This is a genomic window from Vibrio glycogenivorans, assembly GCF_051660965.1.
Lineage (GTDB): Bacteria > Pseudomonadota > Gammaproteobacteria > Enterobacterales > Vibrionaceae > Vibrio.
Window position 1 is genome coordinate 75,375 of the sequence record NZ_JBPVIS010000007.1, and the last position, 19,590, is coordinate 94,964.

Annotated in this window: 13 protein-coding genes and 5 tRNA genes; 11 read left to right on the forward strand and 7 right to left on the reverse strand. The window is 50.1% G+C overall.

Going from position 1 to position 19,590, the window contains the following annotated elements; translation table 11 throughout:
- Positions 1-69: 69 nt before the first annotated feature.
- From ACSTTG_RS14785 to ACSTTG_RS14795, 3 genes are read right to left on the reverse strand one after another with little or no spacing between them, the layout of a single operon-like run.
- Positions 70-3,192, reverse strand: a complete 3,123-nt coding sequence (locus tag ACSTTG_RS14785; protein WP_438459709.1) for a multidrug efflux RND transporter permease subunit — start codon at positions 3,190-3,192, stop codon at positions 70-72.
- Positions 3,193-3,203: 11 nt separating this feature from the next.
- A complete protein-coding gene (locus ACSTTG_RS14790; protein WP_438459710.1) occupies positions 3,204-4,310 on the reverse strand; it encodes an efflux RND transporter periplasmic adaptor subunit in 1,107 nt (368 codons plus the stop codon).
- An 18-nt stretch (positions 4,311-4,328) separates the two neighbouring features.
- Positions 4,329-4,910, reverse strand: coding sequence for a TetR/AcrR family transcriptional regulator (locus ACSTTG_RS14795; RefSeq protein WP_438459916.1), 582 nt, complete (start codon positions 4,908-4,910; stop codon positions 4,329-4,331).
- A gap of 286 nt (positions 4,911-5,196) precedes the next feature.
- Between ACSTTG_RS14795 and rep the strand changes: the two genes are divergently transcribed.
- Positions 5,197-7,215 (forward strand): DNA helicase Rep, encoded by a 2,019-nt coding sequence (gene rep / locus ACSTTG_RS14800; RefSeq protein ID WP_438475372.1) that lies wholly within the window; start codon positions 5,197-5,199, stop codon positions 7,213-7,215.
- A 64-nt stretch (positions 7,216-7,279) separates the two neighbouring features.
- On the opposite strand, the gene ACSTTG_RS14805 is transcribed toward rep, so the two are convergent.
- On the reverse strand, positions 7,280-7,675 hold the full coding sequence (locus tag ACSTTG_RS14805) for a c-type cytochrome (RefSeq protein WP_438459712.1): 396 nt from the start codon (positions 7,673-7,675) through the stop codon (positions 7,280-7,282).
- A 343-nt stretch (positions 7,676-8,018) separates the two neighbouring features.
- Here ACSTTG_RS14805 and ACSTTG_RS14810 point away from each other — a divergent pair.
- The 10 genes from ACSTTG_RS14810 (at position 8,019) to ACSTTG_RS14855 (ending at position 16,292) form a co-directional block, all read left to right on the forward strand.
- Positions 8,019-8,095 (forward strand) — tRNA-Arg (locus ACSTTG_RS14810).
- A 36-nt stretch (positions 8,096-8,131) separates the two neighbouring features.
- Positions 8,132-8,207, forward strand: a tRNA-His gene (locus ACSTTG_RS14815).
- A gap of 66 nt (positions 8,208-8,273) precedes the next feature.
- Positions 8,274-8,350 (forward strand) — tRNA-Pro (locus ACSTTG_RS14820).
- A gap of 52 nt (positions 8,351-8,402) precedes the next feature.
- Positions 8,403-8,478, forward strand: a tRNA-His gene (locus tag ACSTTG_RS14825).
- Positions 8,479-8,534: 56 nt separating this feature from the next.
- Positions 8,535-8,611: transfer RNA gene (locus tag ACSTTG_RS14830), tRNA-Pro, on the forward strand.
- 1,080 nt (positions 8,612-9,691) lie between these two features.
- Complete coding sequence (locus ACSTTG_RS14835; RefSeq protein ID WP_438475373.1) at positions 9,692-11,407, forward strand: dipeptide ABC transporter ATP-binding protein; 1,716 nt, start codon at positions 9,692-9,694, stop codon at positions 11,405-11,407.
- Positions 11,408-11,546: 139 nt separating this feature from the next.
- Positions 11,547-13,100: an ABC transporter substrate-binding protein gene (locus tag ACSTTG_RS14840; protein ID WP_438459714.1), complete on the forward strand. Its 1,554-nt coding sequence runs from the start codon at positions 11,547-11,549 to the stop codon at positions 13,098-13,100.
- Positions 13,101-13,366: 266 nt separating this feature from the next.
- Positions 13,367-14,344, forward strand: coding sequence for an ABC transporter permease (locus ACSTTG_RS14845; protein WP_438459715.1), 978 nt, complete (start codon positions 13,367-13,369; stop codon positions 14,342-14,344).
- Between the two features lie 2 nt (positions 14,345-14,346).
- A complete protein-coding gene (locus ACSTTG_RS14850; RefSeq protein ID WP_438459716.1) occupies positions 14,347-15,285 on the forward strand; it encodes an ABC transporter permease in 939 nt (312 codons plus the stop codon).
- Positions 15,286-15,425: 140 nt separating this feature from the next.
- The gene (locus ACSTTG_RS14855) at positions 15,426-16,292 is read left to right on the forward strand and encodes an SPOR domain-containing protein (protein WP_438459717.1); all 867 of its coding nucleotides are present in this window, start codon (positions 15,426-15,428) and stop codon (positions 16,290-16,292) included.
- 55 nt (positions 16,293-16,347) lie between these two features.
- Here the strand turns inward: ACSTTG_RS14855 and ACSTTG_RS14860 are convergent, their stop codons facing one another.
- From ACSTTG_RS14860 to rpmE, 3 genes are all read right to left on the reverse strand, one after another.
- On the reverse strand, positions 16,348-17,505 hold the full coding sequence (locus ACSTTG_RS14860; RefSeq protein WP_438475374.1) for a conjugal transfer protein TraF: 1,158 nt from the start codon (positions 17,503-17,505) through the stop codon (positions 16,348-16,350).
- 170 nt (positions 17,506-17,675) lie between these two features.
- Positions 17,676-18,959 (reverse strand): malic enzyme-like NAD(P)-binding protein, encoded by a 1,284-nt coding sequence (locus ACSTTG_RS14865; RefSeq protein ID WP_438459719.1) that lies wholly within the window; start codon positions 18,957-18,959, stop codon positions 17,676-17,678.
- Positions 18,960-19,304: 345 nt separating this feature from the next.
- Complete coding sequence (gene rpmE / locus ACSTTG_RS14870; RefSeq protein WP_375751702.1) at positions 19,305-19,523, reverse strand: 50S ribosomal protein L31; 219 nt, start codon at positions 19,521-19,523, stop codon at positions 19,305-19,307.
- Positions 19,524-19,590: the final 67 nt, after the last annotated feature.

A 19,590-nucleotide genomic window follows, 5' to 3' on the forward strand; every position in this document is an offset into this window, starting at 1 on the left:
TACGAAATTGTCGCCTTTTTGGTATGAAAAAAGGCCACTGAGGTGGCCTTTTGTTGCGTGGTGCGGATTTTAGCGGTTTTCAGCCAGCTGGCGATGTGCGGCGTGGCACTCATCGACGCGGGCGAGTTTATCGAGGTCTTTATCCTCGACAAACACTGGTAGGGGCTTATGTCTTTCAGCAAGATAGCTGTAGATCACCGGCAGAACAAACAGCGTGAACAGGGTACCGATAGCAAGGCCGGCAACGATCACCACCCCAATACTAAAGCGCTGCGCAGCGCCAGCTCCTGTGGCGTACATCAAGGGGATTAGGCCTGAAATCATCGCCGCGGTGGTCATCAAAATTGGTCTGAGACGCACTCTGGCCGCTTCCATGACCGCTTCTGTCTTGGATAGCTTGTTGTGTAGCTGCTCCTCCTTGGCCACCTCACAGATCAAGATGCCGTGTTTGGTGATCAGACCGACCAAGGTGATCAGACCGACTTGAGAGTAGATGTTCATCGATGCCGCTCCCCAAGCGAGAGCAATCAAAGCACCACTGATGGCGAGTGGCACGGAGACCATAATCACCAGTGGGTCTCTCACGGATTCGAACTGAATCGCAAGCACGAGGAAGATGATGGCTAGCGCTAAACCAAATGTGGCATACAGGGCACTGCCTTCACTCACGTACTGGCGTGCTTCACCCATATAGTCGTGGTTGTAGCCCGTTGGGAGCTTGGTTTGTGCGATTTGTTCAAACCAGCTAATCGCTTCACCCATCGCAACCCCAGGTGCATTCACGGCACCGATTGTGGCGGAGTTGAGCTGGTTAAAGTGCGGCAGTGAGCGCGGCTCAGCGACGACATCAATACTGATCAAGCTACCGAGTGGAACCGCATTGCCGTTAGCGGCGCGTACATAGTACTGATTCATCGACTCAGGGTTTAAGCGCCATTTACGCTCAACTTGCGGAATCACCTCGTATGAGCGGCCATCGAGGTCAATTCGGTTGACGTAACCGTCGGCCATCATGGTGCTTAGAGTGATACCAATATCCTGCATCGACACGCCATAAGCACCAGCCTTATCCTTGTCGATATGGATCTTCATTGTTGCAGAGTCGTAGTTGAGGTCGAGGTCGCTGTAGACAAACATAGGGCTTGTAGTGACCTCGGCGAGGATATCACTGGCGATGGTAAACAGGCTCTCAAAGCTGTTTGGCGTGGTGATAACAAACTGGATAGGTAGGCCAGATCCCGCGCCAGGAAGCTCAGGCATTTGGAAGGCGGTAACCGCCATTCCAGGGACATTGGCAACCAGCGCACTCACTCGGTTGGCTACTTCTGATTGACTGGTCTCACGTTCACTCCATGGCACCATAGAAGCGATGCCGAAGGCTTGGTTGGAATTGGGCACACCAGTGAACACCTGAGCAAATGAAACCTCAGGTTGGTCTGAGAGTATCTCATTGACGTCATTCATGGTGTTTTGCATAAAGTCGAGGTTCGCGTTAGACGGGGCGGTACCCATTAACACTACCACGCCTTTGTCTTCTGAAGGCGCAAGTTCACTTGGGATGTAGCTAAACAGCGCCGGAAGAGTAGCAAACACAATCAGTGCAAAGGCAATCACAACCGGGCGACGCTGCATGACAGCAGTGAGCATTTTGGTGTAGCGCTCCGTCATGCGATCAAGAAAGCGATGTACGAGTTGCTCAAATTTACTTGGCTTTTCATTGGCCTTAAGCATCTTTGAGCACATCATTGGTGAGAGTGTCAGGGCCACTATGCCAGATACGAACACTGCCCCGGCAAGGGTTAAGGCAAACTCTTTAAACAGCGAGCCGGTGATCCCACCCATTAGCGCAATAGGGGCATAGACCGCACCTAAGGTCAGTGTCATGGCAATAACTGGGACGGCAATCTCACGGGTACCAATAATCGCGGCGCGAAACGGTGATTCACCGAGCTTGATATGTCGATCGACGTTCTCCAAAACAACGATGGCGTCATCCACCACTAGCCCAATCGCCAGTACCATTGCCAGAAGGGTCATCAGGTTCCAAGAGAACCCCATCGCTTGCATCGCGACCGCGACCCCAATGAGGGAAAGTGGGATGGTGACGATGGGGATCACCACAGCGCGGAATGAACCAAGGAAGAGAGTGATCACCACCAAAACAATCAGGGCAGCCTCGAGGATGGTCTTGATAACCTCATTGATTGACTCATTGATGGCAATCGTTGAGTCATACATCACATTCATATGGATGTTGCTTGGCAGGTTGCGCTCGAGTTGAGGCAAAAGCTGCATAATGTCTGCCGCAATATTGATCGGGTTGGCGCTCGGTGCTGCATTAATTGCGGCGACAACCGCTTCTTGACCATTAGCGCTGGCGCGGTAGATATCGTGACTCTTCTCTAGTGACACCTTAGCGATATCAGCTAGACGAATAATATTGCCATTATCAGAGCCGACGACTAGGTTCTCTAGCTCGCGGACATTGGATACCTGAGTGTCGACACTGCCGTTATAAAGCACGAACTCACCGATCGCCTGTCCTGTCGCGGATTGATAGTTGTTGGCATTGAGAACGCCCATGACATCAAGCGCTGTAAGATTCAACGCGGCCATTTTACTTGGGTCCAGCCAAACCCTAAGGGCATATTTCATCCCGCCATACAGGTCGACCTTTGACACGCCATTGACCGTAAACAGCTGCGGATTGATGACTCGTTCGAGGTAGTCGGTTATCTGGCTTGATGCCAACTCATCACTGGTAAAGCCGACGTACATTACCGCGGTTGTTGAACCGGTGGACATGGTCACCGTTGGGTCCTCAGACTCGCCCGGCAGTTGCGAACGCACGGAATTGGTTTTGGCCAAGATATCCGAGAGTGCGGCGTTAGGATCGGTATTGAGTTTCATGTTCACCGTAATGGTTGAACGGCCTAACACCGAGGATGAGGTCATAAAGTCAATGTTGTCCGCCTGAGCAATAGCCTGCTCAAGAGGTTGGGTAATAAAGCCTTGGATCAGATCAGCCGAGGCACCATAGTAACTGGTGGTCACCGTCACAACCGTGTTAGTCATGTCGGGGTATTCGCGTACCTGCATCTTGAACATGGCTTGTAGGCCAAGCAGCGCAATCAGGAAACTGATCGAGACCGCGAGGACAGGGCGCTTGATAAATATATCGGTAAATCGCATGCCTACCTCACTTACAGCATTGGGGTTTGAGCTGGTGGGGTGATGGCATTACTCTCAACCACACGCACCTTGGCGCCATTACTCAGACGTACTTGGCCAGAGGTCACGACGCGATCGCCGGGTTTGACCCCATCGAGGATATGCGCGATATCCGCCATGCGCTCACCAACTCTCACCACATGTTGCTGTACTCGTAGCTCATCGTTTTCTTCACTGACGATATACACATTGTCCCCATACAAAGTGAAGGTAATCGCCGTTTGCGGCAGGGTTACCTGGTTCTCTAGCTTAGGTAGCAAGATGTTGGCGCGAGCAAACATACCAGAACGCAGTTGACCCTCGCTGTTGGGGATGTCTGCCTGAACCTGGATCAGACCGCTTTGTACATTGACCGCCGGCTCGATGGCGGAGATAGAGCCAGAAAAGGTTTTATCTGGGTAAGCATCAACAAAGATATCAACACTCTGCCCCAGGTGAATTCGAGAGATGTCCGTTTGCGGCACGGTAAAACGCAGGCGCATTACGCTGATATCTTCCAGACGCACAATATCACTGCCGGTTTGTAAGTACTGACCCAGATAGACTTGACGAATCCCCATCACACCGCTGAAGGGGGCACGGATCTCACGGCGCTCAATTGATGCTTTCAAGCTGTCGATATCCGCTTGCAGCGAGAAGAAACTTGCCTCAGCTTCATCAAAGGCTTCTTTGGACACAGAGCCTTTTTTGAACAGACCTTGGTAGCGTTCATACTTGGCCTTAGCGGCTGGTAAGCGCGCCTGAACACTCTTGAGGTTGGCTTGCTCTACCTGAGAGTCGAGACGCACAAGAGGTTGGTTTTCTGCAACTTGAGTGCCTGATTCAAATAGGATTTGTTGAATGACTCCGCTGGTTTCATTTGCAACAGTGACCCCTTGATTCGGCTCAATAAAGCCTATCGCATCAATCACCGGAACCCAGTCCACGGCATCGACGTCCGCCACAGTGACAGGGAACTCCGGTTCCGGTCGATTGGCCATAAACTCGGCGATTTTTTGCTGCTTAAATTCGTTAAAGCCGATCACGCTGCCAAATATCGCAGTTACCAGCAGTAACATCAGCACAGTCCATTTTTTCATCTTGCTATCAACTCCAGATTAATGAAGGGTTATGGCGTCCCAACTGGCCTCAAACGCAGCGTCGATATCGTCGGCAGACAAGTTGTACAGTCCTAGGGCGGCCTTGCGCGAGATTGTCGCGCTGGCCTCGAAGCTCAGTCCGGCAAGGATTTCATTAGCCAGGGGTTTGAGTAGCCCCTGCTGTTTGCCATCGTCAAAGATTTGGTTAATGCCAGCGAAGAGCTGCAGCTCATTTTGACGCTGGCGGTATTGGTCAGTACAAGGTAAGGACTCGTACTGAAGGCGAATGCTATAGGAGCTGGCATTCGAGGCGGCAAGGCGCCAGATGTTGTGCCACACCAAGTGGTAGCGGCTTTTGACATCAAGCTCATTATCCAGTCCTTTTTGCACCTCATCCGCGACCAGTCGCATGGCTTCCAGGCGGACTTCATCCAAGAGATTGTTTTTGTCACTAAAGTAGCGATAGATGGTTCCGGCGGCGACATCGGCACGCTGGGCGAGCAGACTCATTGAGAGGCCTTGAAAGCCAACCTCGGCGATCAAGTCTTCTGCGGCTTTAAGGATCCGTTGACGTTTGTCACTATCGGGCATTGATTCAATCCATGAATGAACGTTCATTCACTAATTTGTGTGATCGTTAACCAGAAAGCAATCAAAAGCTTATAATAAATGTTGCGTAAATTTTCTATATTTAGATAACAAAGGAATAACGGATGTAAGTGAGTGTAACTGTGAGGAGTGGTGGTGGTGTGCTTGAAGCGTCGCTCGTATAACAGCGAGAAATCGAGTTATATCGGGATTGTATCTCGCATCCCAACTAAGGTTAGGTATAGAATGGCGAGCGAAAAGGCACCTAGCCTCTTTATAAGCAGATAGAGAGTACCCCATGAAATTGAATCCACGCCAAGACGAAGCGGTGAAGTATGTCTCCGGTCCTTGTCTCGTTCTTGCGGGCGCAGGCTCGGGTAAAACCCGCGTTATCACCAACAAGATTGCTTATCTGGTTCAGCAGTGCGGCTACAAGGCGCGTAATATCGCTGCCGTAACCTTTACCAATAAAGCGGCGCGTGAGATGAAAGAGCGAGTGGGGCAGACGCTAGGCAAAGGCGAGTCCAAAGGCTTAATAGTGTCCACTTTTCATACCTTAGGGCTGAACCTTATCAAGCGTGAATACAAGCACCTAGGCCTCAAAGCCAGCTTTTCTCTGTTTGATGACCAAGACCAGCTAGCGCTGCTTAAAGAGCTGACTGAAAAACAAATCGATGGCGATAAGGACTTGCTGCGTCAGTTAATGAGTACCATCTCAAACTGGAAAAATGACATGCTGACCCCGCAACAGGCGATGGCGCAGGCTAAGGGTGAGCAGCAGCAGATGTTTGCGTTTTGCTTTGACCTTTATGATAAGCAGATGAAGGCTTATAACGCGCTGGATTTTGATGACCTTATCTCGTTACCCGTACTGCTACTCAGAACCAACCAAGAGGTGCGCGAGCGCTGGCAGAGCCGCATTCGCTACCTGTTAGTCGATGAGTACCAAGACACCAACACCAGCCAATACGAGCTGGTTAAGTTGCTGGTTGGTGAGCGTGGTCGCCTTACCGTGGTAGGGGATGATGACCAGTCAATCTACTCTTGGCGTGGTGCCAAGCCTCAAAACTTGGTGCTATTGGGCGAAGACTATCCCAACCTGCGCCTGATTAAGCTCGAGCAAAACTACCGCTCGACCAGCCGAATTCTACGTGCGGCCAATATCCTGATTGCCAACAACCCGCACGTGTATGAAAAGTCGCTGTTCTCGCAGATCCCCGATGGTGAAAAGCTTAAAGTACTGAATGCGAAAGATGAAGAGCATGAGGCGGAGCGCATTACCGGTGAGATCATCGCCCACAAGTTCCTTAATCGCACCGACTATCGTGATTACTCTGTGCTATATCGTGGTAACCATCAGTCGCGTTTGATAGAAAAGTCGCTGATGCAAAACCGCGTGCCGTACAAAATTTCGGGTGGCACTTCGTTTTTCGCTCGCGCGGAAATCAAAGACATCATGGCTTATCTGCGCGTGCTAGTGAACCCAGATGATGACAATGCATTCCTGCGCATCGTCAACACGCCCCGTCGTGAGGTTGGGCCTGTGACGTTAGAGAAGCTTGGCACCTACGCCAATATGCGTGGCAAGAGTTTGTTTGAGTGCAGCTTTGAGCTTGGGCTTGAGCAGCACCTGAGTGGGCGAGGGCTTGAGAATCTACGCCGCTTTACCCAATGGCTAGTGAAGATCGCCGATCAAGCCGAGCGCGGTGACACAGTTGAAGCAGTGCGCTCACTGGTGCGCGACATTAACTATGAGGACTGGCTTTACGAGACCTCAAGTAGCCCTAAAGCGGCTGAGATGCGCATGAAGAACGTCTCAGATCTATATTCATGGATTGTGGCGGATCTAGAGGGCGATAACTATGACCAAGAGGAGAAGAACCTCAAGGAAGTGGTTCAGCGCCTGACACTGCGCGATATGATGGAGCGCGGTGAAGAGGAAGATGATAGCGATGCGGTGCAACTGATGACCCTGCACGCCTCTAAAGGCCTTGAGTTTCCTTATGTCTATCTGATGGGAACTGAAGAGGGCATCTTGCCGCATCAAACCAGCATTGATGAGGATAACGTCGAAGAGGAGCGTCGCCTGATGTACGTGGGCATTACCCGTGCGCAACGTGAGCTGACTTTTACTATGTGTAAAGAGCGCCGCCAATATGGTGAGTTGATCAAGCCGACCCAAAGCCGCTTCTTAGATGAACTGCCGTTTGATGATGTCGAGTGGGAGATGGTCAAAAAGCCGGTAACGCAGGAAGAGCGAATGGCCAAAGGGCAGGCGCACATCGCCAATCTAAAAGCGATGTTTAATAAAAAGTAGCGCTCAACGAAAACTATCTAGAATGTTGAGGATAAAGGCCACGGCCTTTATCCTTGATACCGAGCTAGATGCCTTCGATCATATGCTCAATCGCGGCAATGATCTCATCATCGGAGCAGTCCATACAGGCACCCTTAGCCGGCATGGCATTAAAGCCGTTGATGGCATGGTCTGCGAGCACGTCCATACCCTGCGCAATACGCGGTGACCAATCGGTCGCATCACCAGTCTTAGGTGCGCCACTCACCCCCACACCGTGACAAGCTGTACAGAACATAGTGTAGACGGACGCGCCGTCGCGAGGTCCTGCTGCCACTTCCACCACGGGCTCACTACCTGCCACATAAACATTACCCACGGGTTTGATGCGCTCCGCAATCGCATCGTAGTCAGCTTGGCTAACCTTGGCAGCAAGCGCACCGGTTGAGAAGGCGAGGGCGGCAAAGACAGCAATAATCATTCTATGAGGCATTTTTCTATGATGAGGCATGGTTGGTTACTCACTTTACGTTTCCAGGCAGGCCCAATAGCCCACCTTATTATTGTATTTAGCTGCTTCCTTGCATGGCTTGAGTGGAAAGCGCGCATACAGCTGTTAAATGATTGTAAACACCCGGTAATTATATCCCGATAGTTTGTTGCAATAAACCGATCAAAACCGAGATGTCACTGTTTTTTACGACCAAAATAGGCACCTGTCACACTTTGATTGATGAAAAAGGCATCAAACGCAAAAAAAACTACAAAAAACACTAGACGACCTAGGGTGATATCCGTATTATTCCACTCCGCCGATAGGGCATGCGCCCGTAGCTCAGCTGGATAGAGCGTTGGCCTCCGGAGCCAAAGGTCGAAGGTTCGAATCCTTTCGGGCGTGCCATTGCCTCAAAGGAACATATCGGTAGAAAAAATTATGGTGGCTATAGCTCAGTTGGTAGAGCCCTGGATTGTGATTCCGGTGGTCGCGAGTTCGAATCTCGTTAGCCACCCCATTCTTTTTTCGCAAAATTGTGGTAGCATCTGCTCCCTGTCTTGATTGACCAAGACGAAATACAAGTCGGTGAATAGCGCAGTTTGGTAGCGCATCTGGTTTGGGACCAGAGGGTCGGGGGTTCGAATCCCTCTTCACCGACCACTATTTAAGTTTATGGCTATACTTTTCATAGCGGTAGACAAACAAATTGATGGTGGCTATAGCTCAGTTGGTAGAGCCCTGGATTGTGATTCCGGTGGTCGCGAGTTCGAATCTCGTTAGCCACCCCATTTATTTGTGGTAGCATTTGCTCCCTGTCTTGATTGACTCAAGGCGAAATACAAGTCGGTGAATAGCGCAGTTTGGTAGCGCATCTGGTTTGGGACCAGAGGGTCGGGGGTTCGAATCCCTCTTCACCGACCACTTTTCGAAAACCCCGCACATTAGTGCGGGGTTTTTTCGTTCCTGAGGCCAGATAATTCTAGTGAACGTGATAAGTATTGCGTATGTGGGGTTTAGAGGCGAGAGTCGAGATCGTTGCACTGCGGGTACGCTTCGCTCGAGGCGGTGAAACACTTGATAGCAATGACCAAGGTTGAAAAAAATTCTCGCTTCTAAACAGAATGATCGACTGTTATTTCACATCTTGGCTGACAAGAAACACTTTAGCTTCACTTTTTCGTCTTTTCAAAATCTGCCACCCCCGCATTCGGATGTCCTCTTTTCAACTTTTGAACTTATCTGAGAGCCTATCTACTCCCGTTTCAGCTTTTTATAACGCACATTTTCTCCATGTTTTCTCAGTGTATTGATGCATTTATGCTCAGTTTTACCTAAATAACGAGAAATTCATCCAAAAATATTATTCTGAATAAGCTGCCAGCATCAAGGGGGGGTGATTGAGCAAACTATTGAGCAAAGTAAAAATTAAGTTATTGCACTAAGTTGGTGCATATTATTTCACTCTCTCTAATAGTTGAAATAAGACCTAGGGGATTAGTTTGAGTTGATGAATGTATGGCCAACATTAATTCTGCATAAAGATATTTGGACGGATACATGTTTTGTATTTGTTATGTATTAGTAGGCTAAGATTGGGTGATAAAATTATGCACTATCATGGTGCGTTACTTGCTTGGTAGTGAGATGGGGGGCGGGAATAAACAAGGGCTTATCGAGTAATATGCTGTATTGATAAGGAAATGTTAACGCATATTTAGTTGGTTTATTGCATATAAATATGCAATAAAATCTGCTTTAATCGCTAAAAGATGACTTTTTATCCTTTTTTTGTTGCTTTTGTGTGAATAATTTGCCACATTGTGTTCCTTGTATATGACCAGAATATAATTCTGGTGAGAATGGATTCACATGGATTTGGTAGGCAGGAGAACCTGCAATGGGTGCTGGTGGGATTATCCAGTGTTTGAGCTTATTTAAGCTGCCCAATCGCCAAATCTCAGACAAGGCAGAAAACTGTCTAATGCAGTAGAGGTCTGATACATGTCTCTTTTAGAAGTTAAAAATCTTCGCATCGAGTACCCATCGCGTCATGGTGTTCACGCTGCGGTAAAAGCGTTGTCGTTTACCATTGAACGTGGCGAGATCGTTGGTGTGGTTGGCGAGTCGGGTGCCGGTAAGTCCACCGTGGGTAATGCCGTCATCGATCTACTCAGTCCCCCAGGGACGATCGCCGATGGTGAGGTCTTCCTTGATGGTGAGAAGATCTCGGGTCTGTCTGCTGAAGAGATGCGCAAAGTGCGCGGCTCGAAGATTGGCTTTATTTTCCAAGACCCAATGACATCACTCAATCCACTGTTTACCGTTGAGCATCAGCTCAAAGAGACCATTCATGCCAATATGGATGTCAGTGATGATGAGGCGTATCAGCGCGCACTGTCATTGATGCAGCAAGTGGGTATTCCCCAACCAGAAAACCGTCTGAAACAGTATCCGCACCAGTTCTCTGGTGGTATGCGCCAGCGTGTGGTGATTGCGATTGCCCTCGCGGGTGAGCCGGATCTGATTATCGCTGATGAGCCAACCACGGCACTGGATGTTTCAATCCAAGACCAAATCCTTAACCTGATCCGCGAGCTGTGTATCGAAAAACGCGTTGGCTGCATGCTAGTCACGCACGACATGGGCGTGGTGTCTAACGTGACCGATCGCGTGGCGGTGATGTATCGTGGCGACTTGGTCGAGATTGGCCCAACCGGACAAGTGCTTGGCACGCCAGAGCACCCTTATACCCACAGCCTGATCTCAGCCGTGCCGCGCTCAGACATCAAGCTTGAGCGCTTCCCCTTGGTGAGCTACATCGAAGAAGCGCAAGAGATGGAGCCGCTGGATGTGAAGAATCACTGGCTTGGCCAAAGCCAAGACCATCGTGAATACACCGGCCCTCTGCTAAACGTTGAAAATGTTAACCTACGTTTTGTCACTAAAGACTCCCTGTTTGAGAGCCGTCGTGAATACGTTCAGGCATCAAACAATGTCAGTTTTGAGGTCAAAGAAGGTGAGACCTTCGGCTTAGTCGGTGAATCGGGCTCAGGCAAGTCCACCATCGCGCGTGTCATCGCTGGTTTGTATCAGCCAAATTCGGGTCGAGTGACCTTTGAAGGCGTCGACCTGACTGCACTGCGCTCAGAGAAAGAGCGTCGCCCACTGCGTCGTCAGATGCAGATGGTGTTCCAGAACCCATACACCTCGATGAACCCGCGGATGAAGATCTTCGATATCATCGCCGAGCCAATTCGCTTTCACAAACTGACAGAAAATGAGGCGCAAACTCGCGTTATCGTCAACGATCTTCTCGACCACGTTGGCCTTGGCAGTATGGCTGGGGTCAAGTACCCGCACGAATTCTCCGGCGGTCAGCGTCAGCGTATCTCTATCGCTCGGGCACTGGCGACCCGCCCGCGCTTGCTTATCTGTGATGAGCCAACGTCTGCTCTAGATGTCTCAGTACAGGCGCAGATCTTGAACCTGCTCAAAGATCTGCAAGATGAGCTCAATCTGACCATGCTGTTTATCAGCCATGACTTGCCGGTGATTCGCCAGATGTGTGACCGAGTCGGCGTGATGCAGATGGGCACCTTACTTGAGGTGGCGCCAACCGAGCAGCTATTTAATGCTCCACAGCATGAATACAGTCAGCACCTGATCTCCCTGATGCCGGAATTTACTGGCTTAAGACAAGAGATCAAGAGCGCGTAGCAAGACAGTAGCAGTACAACAGCCTCACCTCGAGGGTCGTTGACTTGAGGTGAGTGTTCACATACTTGGCTCATTCGAGCCAGACACAAAACGCAAACACAATAATCAGGGAAAAGATTCCCGCATAAGGAGTTATGCAATGAAAACCATGAAGAGCAAAATTGCAGTGGCGCTAATGGCCGCAGGCTTGAGCTTCGGTGCTGCGGCAGCGGAAATCAAGGTCGCTTACGATGCTGATCCAGTATCGCTAGACCCACATGAGCAGCTATCAGGCGGCACACTTCAGCTGTCACACATGGTGTTTGATCCACTTATTCGTTTCACTCAAGATATGGAATTTGAACCACGCTTGGCTGAGTCTTGGGAGCGTGTTGATAACGAGACGATGCGTTTCAACCTGCGCAAGGGCGTGAAGTTCCACTCTGGCAACGACATGACTGCAGACGATGTGGTATGGACGTTTGACCGCCTGAAAGATTCTCCAGACTTCAAAGGTATCTTTGAGCCACTACTTTCAATGTCTAAAGTTGACGAGTTCACTGTTGAAGTGAAAACGGATGGCACTTACCCATTGATCGAAAACGTGGCAACCTACATCTTCCCAATGGACAGCAAGTTCTACACAGGTAAGACAGCAGACGGCAAAGACAAAGCGGAGATCGTTAAGCACGGTAACTCATTTGCTTCAGCTAACCTTTCTGGCACGGGCGCGTTCCAAATCATCTCTCGCGAGCAAGGCGTACAAATTGAATTCGAACGTTTTGCTGACTACTGGGATACAGAGACAGAAGGTAACGTTGAGAAGCTAACTCTTGTACCAATCAAAGAAGACGCAACTCGCGTTGCAGCACTTCTTTCTGGCGGCGTGGACATGATTGCACCGGTATCACCGAACGATTACAACCGTATCGAGCGTGCATCGGGCGTTGACCTGTACTCGATGCCAGGTACTCGCGTGATCACCTTCCAAATGAACCAAGACAGCAACCCTGCTCTGAAAGACGCGCGCGTGCGTCAGGCTATTGCTTATGCGATCAACAACGAAGGTATCGTTGACCGCATTATGAAGGGCGCAGCGACAGCAGCGGGTCAGCAAAGCCCAGTTGGCTACGCAGGTTACAACGAGGCACTAACCCCACGTTTTGACGTTGCGAAGGCAAAAGCACTGCTTAAAGAAGCGGGCTACGAAGACGGCTTTACCCTGAGCATGCTAGCGCCAAACAACCGCTACGTGAACGATGACAAGATCGCTCAAGCTTCGGCGGCGATGCTGGCTAAGATTGGCGTAAAGGTTGACCTGAAGACCTTGCCAAAAGCGCAATACTGGCCTGAATTCGATAAATGTGCGGCAGACATGCTGATGATCGGCTGGCACCCAGATACTGAAGATTCAGCTAACTTCACTGAGTTCCTAACCATGACTCGTAACTCTGAAACGGGTAAAGGTCAGTACAACTGTGGTTACTACAGCAATGCTGAAGTTGACCAGCTAGTCAACGATGCCAACGCGGAAACGGACCTAGAAAAACGCAGCGCGATGCTGAAGAAGGTTGAAGAGATCCTGTACAACGAGGCGGCGTTTATCCCTCTACACTGGCAAGATCCATCATGGGCAGCACGCAGCAACGTTGAGATTGGTCCAATCGTCAACGGCATGAACTTCCCATACTTTGGCGACCTAGTGGTCAAATAAGTCCGGCGTTTAAGTTCGCTTTAGCCGAGATCTCCCCCAAGGTAGGGGGAGGTCTTCCTAAGCTAAGCGACGCTTTTTGGTGCTTAGCTCTGTTCAGTCGGGTTAGGTGCCATTTTTAAGACTGAACACTGACTCCTCTCATCGCGTTTTTCTATTGCGAATCTCATCGCCAAATGAACCAAAATGAAGTTCATCGCGAAGTAGCAAAGCAGCGCAAGGAGAGTGGAGTTGTTGACTGAAACTCAAGGATAGTTAAGGGGCAGGGAATGTTTTCGTTTCTGGTCAAGCGCCTGTATCAGGCACTGATAGTGATGTTTGTGATCAGTTTGGTGGCGTTTGCCATTCAAGATAATCTTGGCGACCCGTTGCGCGAGTTGGTTGGACAATCGGTTTCTGAAGCCGAGCGCCAAGCGATGCGTGATGAGCTCGGCCTGAATGATCCCTTCATAACCAAGTATTCACGCTTTGTAGGCAGCGCCCTACAAGGTGATTTAGGTACTTCCTATTTCTTCAAGCGACCAGCGGTGGATGTGATCCTCGATAAGCTGGTTGCGACGCTCGAGCTCGTATTTGGTGCGACACTAATCATCGTTGCGCTGTCGATCCCGCTCGGGGTCTATTCCGCGATTAATCCCAAGAGCTTTTTTACTAAGGTGATTATGGCCGGCAGTAGTATCGGTATCTCTATCCCGGTGTTTTTGACCGCGATTATGCTGATGTATGTGTTCTCGATTGAACTCGGCTGGCTGCCATCTTACGGCCGCGGGCAAACCACTAGCCCATTGGGCTGGGACTCGGGCTTCTTTAACCTCGATGGCTTGCGCCACCTCGTGCTGCCTAGTATTGCTTTGGCCTCAATTATGCTACCGCTGTTTATCCGTCTGGTGCGCTCAGAGATGCTCGAGGTATTGAGCTCAGAGTACATCAAGTTTGGTAAGGCCAAAGGCCTAGCACTGAACAAGATCTACTACCAACACGCACTGAAAAACACCATGCTGCCAGTGCTGACCGTTGGTGGCGTACAGATCGGCACCATGGTGGCCTACACCATCCTGACCGAAACTGTGTTCCAGTGGCCGGGCACCGGGTCGTTGTTCCTCGAGGCGATCAACCGCGTCGATACACCGCTAATCACCGCCTACGTGATCTTTGTTGGCCTGATTTTTGTGGTGACCAACACCATCGTTGACCTGATGTACGGCATCATCAACCCAACTGTCGATATTACCGGTAAAGGAGCATAATCATGGAACAATCACTATCTGCTCCATCTCGTTGGGAGCGATTTAAGCAGTCAGACTTTCTGTATTACTTTGTGCGCGACAAGGTCGCGATGACCAGCTTTGCGGTGTTCTTGATGTTCTTGGTTGCCGCCCTGCTTGCGCCTTGGATTGCCACGGCTGACCCGTATGATCTGGCCACCATCAATATCATGAACTCTGAGATGCCACCAATGTGGCTCGATGGGGGCGACCCAGAGTTCATTCTTGGCACCGATGGCCAAGGGCGAGATATCTTCTCAACCATCCTTTATGGCTCAAGACTGTCACTGACGATCGGTTTTCTTGCCGTGGGCCTACAGCTATTTTTGGGCGTGATTATTGGCCTGTCAGCGGGCTACTTTGGTGGTCGCATCGATAACTTCCTGATGCGCTTTGCCGATATTCAGCTGTCGTTCTCCACTATGATGGTGGCGATCATTGTCTCGGCGATCTTTAAAGCCAGCTTTGGCAGTCAGTTCTACAGCCAATACGCGGTGGTGATGCTGGTGGTGATCATCGGTATCGCGGAGTGGCCGCAGTACGCACGTACCATTCGCGCCTCAGTTCTGGCAGAGAAGAAGAAAGAGTATGTTGAAGCGGCTCGCGTGATGGGCTTTAGAGCACCACGCATCATGTTCCGTCATATTCTGCCAAACTGTCTATCGCCAATCTTGGTTATCTCTACTGTCCAGATTGCTAACGCCATCATGTCAGAAGCGGCGCTGTCGTTCCTCGGTCTGGGTCTGCCAGTTGATCAACCGTCACTTGGCGCGCTGATCAGCATCGGTTTCCGCTATATCTTCTCTGGCGCTTGGTGGATCACCGCCTTCCCAGGCTTGGTGCTAGTGACGCTGGTGTTGGTGATCAACCTTCTTGGCGACTGGCTGCGTGATGTGTTTAACCCGAAAATCTACAAAGGGTGATCATTTTTACGGACAGCTAGGATAAAAGCCGTATAAACTGGAGTTAAGGCTCTGGAAATCAGCCAATTAACGAGCCGCATTGATGCGGCTCTTTTTTTGCTTATCGGACGTCAACAGCGGCGCAATAAGGAAACCGATATATGGATATAGGCTCTTTAGGTGGCAAGGTAATGGTATCGCTCATCGCTGTGGTGGGCGTGAATCAGCCGGCTCAAGCCGCAGAGACTTTTCTGTGTGATGCCACCCAGGCATCAAGCACTGAGCTTGCGGTGTTGGAGGCAACCTGTCCCATTGGCGCGGGTCTGTGGGGGCAACAGCAGCCCAACCAACCGGTCTCCATGTTCTGGATTCAGTGCGGGATCTTCGCTAAGCCATTGACCCTAGAGCAAGCTAAACCGCTGTATGAGGTGATTCAAGCCGATGTCTGGGCAAGACCAGAGGAGCGGGGCAGTCGCTGCTTGATAGGGCCTTATGCATCGCTTTTAGAAGCCAATATCGATCTGCGTGAGGTTAAACGCATCAAAGGCTATCGCGAGGCATTTGTGCGCGCCGTGTATAAGCCTGATGGCGAGATGGGCGCGGTGAGCGATACTGTGGTGAATACCGTGGCGACTGACAAGCCCAAAATCAAATTAGAAGTCCCGCCCATGATCGCCAAGTCCCCAGCCCCAGCATCGCATGCAGCCATGCGGCTCAGCAGCGTGGTCAATGGCGTGAGCTACAATATGCCCGATCTCAGCTTTGGCAGTGACGCTTTCTATATGGAGTATGGTAAGCCATGGACGCGCCTGAGCTACACGCGTGCAAATCAGATTTGTCAGCAGCTTAATATGCGCCTGCCGAGTGTGGGAGAGTGGCAACAACTGATCGACTCTCGGGTGTTAGACCGCGGCGAGTGGCCAGTGCATTTACCCTATTGGGGCGAGGAGCGAACCGGGCTGTTTACCACAGGGCGGGCCAATCCGCTTTCTGGCCAGTCGCTATTGAATGTGATGTGTGTGAAATAAATAAAAAGGCTCCGAGCGGAGCCTTTTAGGGTAATCAGCTTCGATACACAGAGGGTTAGAAGTTGAAGATCAACTGAGCTGATGCGCCGTAGTTTTGGTCTGCGCCGTAAGAGCCTGAGATATCAAGACCAAACACACCAAATGGTTTTAGACCGATACCGGCAGTGACCACGTCTTCCGCATGCTCGGTCATCGAGTGTGCGTAACCGGCACGCACCTGTGCCCAGCCCCAAGCGTTCAGCTCAGCGCCAACGCGAGCGAACTGAGTGCTGTAGTCAAAGCCTTTGAAGTACTCTTTCTCAGTCAAATCAACGTCTGCTGCAATGACAAACCAACCGCGGTCGTATGATGTACCGATAACGTACTCTGGGTTAAGTACGAAGGTATCAGGCATACCACTGTTGCCATTGGTTTCAAGCTCACGAGCAATCAAGTTACGCGCACTAAAACCTAGATTCCAGCGATCACTTAGCTCATACGCCATACCAATATCTAGGTTAAAGCGTGTCTCAGAGTTTGCGTCGTCAAAGTCGAAATCATCGTCTTCGACTTCATCAACATTTTCTTGGTAGTGAACAGCAAACATGGTTTGTGCTTTTGGTGACACGCCCAAATGGAAAGGCTTGTCGAACAGAGATAGCTCACGAGCAAAGGTGAGACCGACATCCACAGTACCACCACCAAAGGCATTAGCGGTAGAAAGTAGTTCGTGGTCTTGCGGGTTGTCTGGGTCAACGTTGAAATCACCTTCATCAAGGTCAACACGACCTAGCACATTGGCGTTAACCAAGGCAAAGAAGTTGGTACTGAGGTATTTGTTTGGAATTGCGATGATAATGCCTGTGCTCGCCTCGACAGCGAGAGTCTCACCGTCAAGTTCGCGCAAAATATTTTGCCACTCTTCTGGTGAAGCAGTGATATCACCATCAATGGCTTTCTCCCAAGCATCATACGCATCATCAAAACGCTCAATGGTATCCACCATATCACTACTATCGTGTGCGCTTGCACTTAGAGTGGGGATGATCATGCCGAAGTTATCGCTATCACCGTATTGAGAGGCAAGGGCCGGGTTATGAATACTACTGGTGAGGTAAGTGGCAGAGGCCACACCGGTGCCGCCCATGGCGAAAGAGCGCGTGTCTACCGTGGCATTGGCCATCATAGGTAGAGCTAGCGCGACTGACACTGCTAGTTTAGTGAACTTTTCCATCTGTCTCTATATTCCTGATTGATTCGATTTATATATTTTTTTGTTATTGCACTACCGTATTCCGTACTTTTAGTGCGGTGACTATTTTGGAACAAAACGCACAGAAATAGAATAAAAAAAACCAGTAATTTGTTACTAAATTACTGGTTTTTGTGAGATTTTTGGCTGGTTTAGCTTTGCATGTAATTCTCTGGCATCTCAATACGTGCTACACCAGACTCAACTGCAGCTTGTGCAACAGCACGCGCAACTCTTGGTAGTAGGCGTGAGTCCATTGGTTTTGGAATGATGTAGTCGTGGCCAAACTCAAGCTTGTCTGCACCTGCAGCCTGCAATACCTCGGCAGGAACGGGCTCTTTAGCAAGCTGACGAATCGCTTCAACCGCTGCCAGTTTCATCGCATCGTTGATCTCGCTCGCGCGTACATCAAGTGCTCCGCGGAAGATAAATGGGAAACACAGCACGTTGTTGACCTGGTTTGGATAGTCAGAGCGACCGGTACCCATGATTAGGTCATCGCGCACTTGGTGTGCTAGCTCTGGCTTGATCTCAGGGTCTGGGTTTGAGCAGGCAAATACGATTGGCTTATCCGCCATCAGTTTCAGCGCGTCAGGTGAAAGCAGGTTCGGGCCAGATACACCAAGGAACAAATCAGCGCCGGTAATGACATCCTCTAGGGTGCGTTTATCGGTGTTATTAGCAAACAATTGCTTGTATTCATTCAGGTCATCACGACGAGTATGGATAACACCTTTGCGGTCGAGCATATAGATCTTTTCACGCATCGCGCCACACTTGATCAGCAGCTCCATACACGCCACAGCGGCAGCACCGGCGCCAAGGCAGACGATGGTCGATTCTTCGAGCTTCTTACCTTGCAGCTCGATAGCGTTCAGCATACCTGCTGCGGTCACAATCGCAGTACCGTGTTGGTCATCGTGGAAAACCGGCACGTCACAGCGCTCAATCAAACGCTTTTCAATCTCAAAGCAATCCGGTGCTTTGATATCTTCGAGGTTAATGCCACCGAAGGTATCGGCGATATTGGCCACGGTATCGACAAACTCGTCGATGGTGCGGTGCTTGACCTCAATATCAATCGAATCCAGACCAGCAAAGCGTTTAAATAGCAGCGCCTTACCTTCCATCACTGGTTTAGACGCCATAGGACCTAGGTTACCTAGGCCCAAAATCGCGGTGCCATTAGAGATAACCGCGACCATATTGCCCTTTGCTGTGTATTTGTAGACATTGTCGGCATTCGCCGCAATTTCACGTACTGGCTCGGCAACGCCTGGGCTGTAGGCGAGTGCAAGGTCTTGCGCTGAGTCGGCAGGCTTGGTCAGTGAAACGGCAATCTTGCCAGGGGTAGGTTGGGCATGATAGTCAAGCGCTTGCTGACGGAGTTGCTCTTCGGCTGTTGGGGGCGTTGAGTCGTTTTTATGGTCGGACATAATTGTCTGCATTTAATCCTTGTTTTTAAAATAACAAATTAGTGTATACCTAAGTAATCTCAAGGTGCAGTTTCAGTGAGATTTGCTTGGCTCTGAAGTCTGCATCTTGAGGTCACTTGGGTATATAGATAGTGTTATGCAAACCGAGCAATGGCAGTGCACAACGAAATCACTGTAGTACAAACTACTGATAATGGAATAAATTACAAGTCGGCGTACGACTAAATTGGCTGAGAGGGGCTCTAGCGGGTAGGGTAAGGCTGGAATGAGGTGTTGATACGTGGCTGACAGGCAACAAAAAAGGACACCCGAGGGCGTCCTTTTTCAAGCTTTGCTTCTAAATAATTACTTCTTAGAAGAAAGAGCACCGAAACGCTTGTTGAAGCGATCTACACGGCCGCCTGTATCAACGATACGTTGCTTACCAGTGTAGAATGGGTGACATTTGTCACACACGTCTAGGTGGATTGAATCTTTTGCTAGAGTTGAGTTGAACTCAAAAGTGTTGCCGCAAGAACAAGTTGCTGTTACAGCTTTGTATTCTGGGTGGATACCAGCTTTCATAGGGAAAACCTCAAATTAGGCCGTGTCGCCATCCAACTCTACGCTGGACACCACACGTAATTAAACA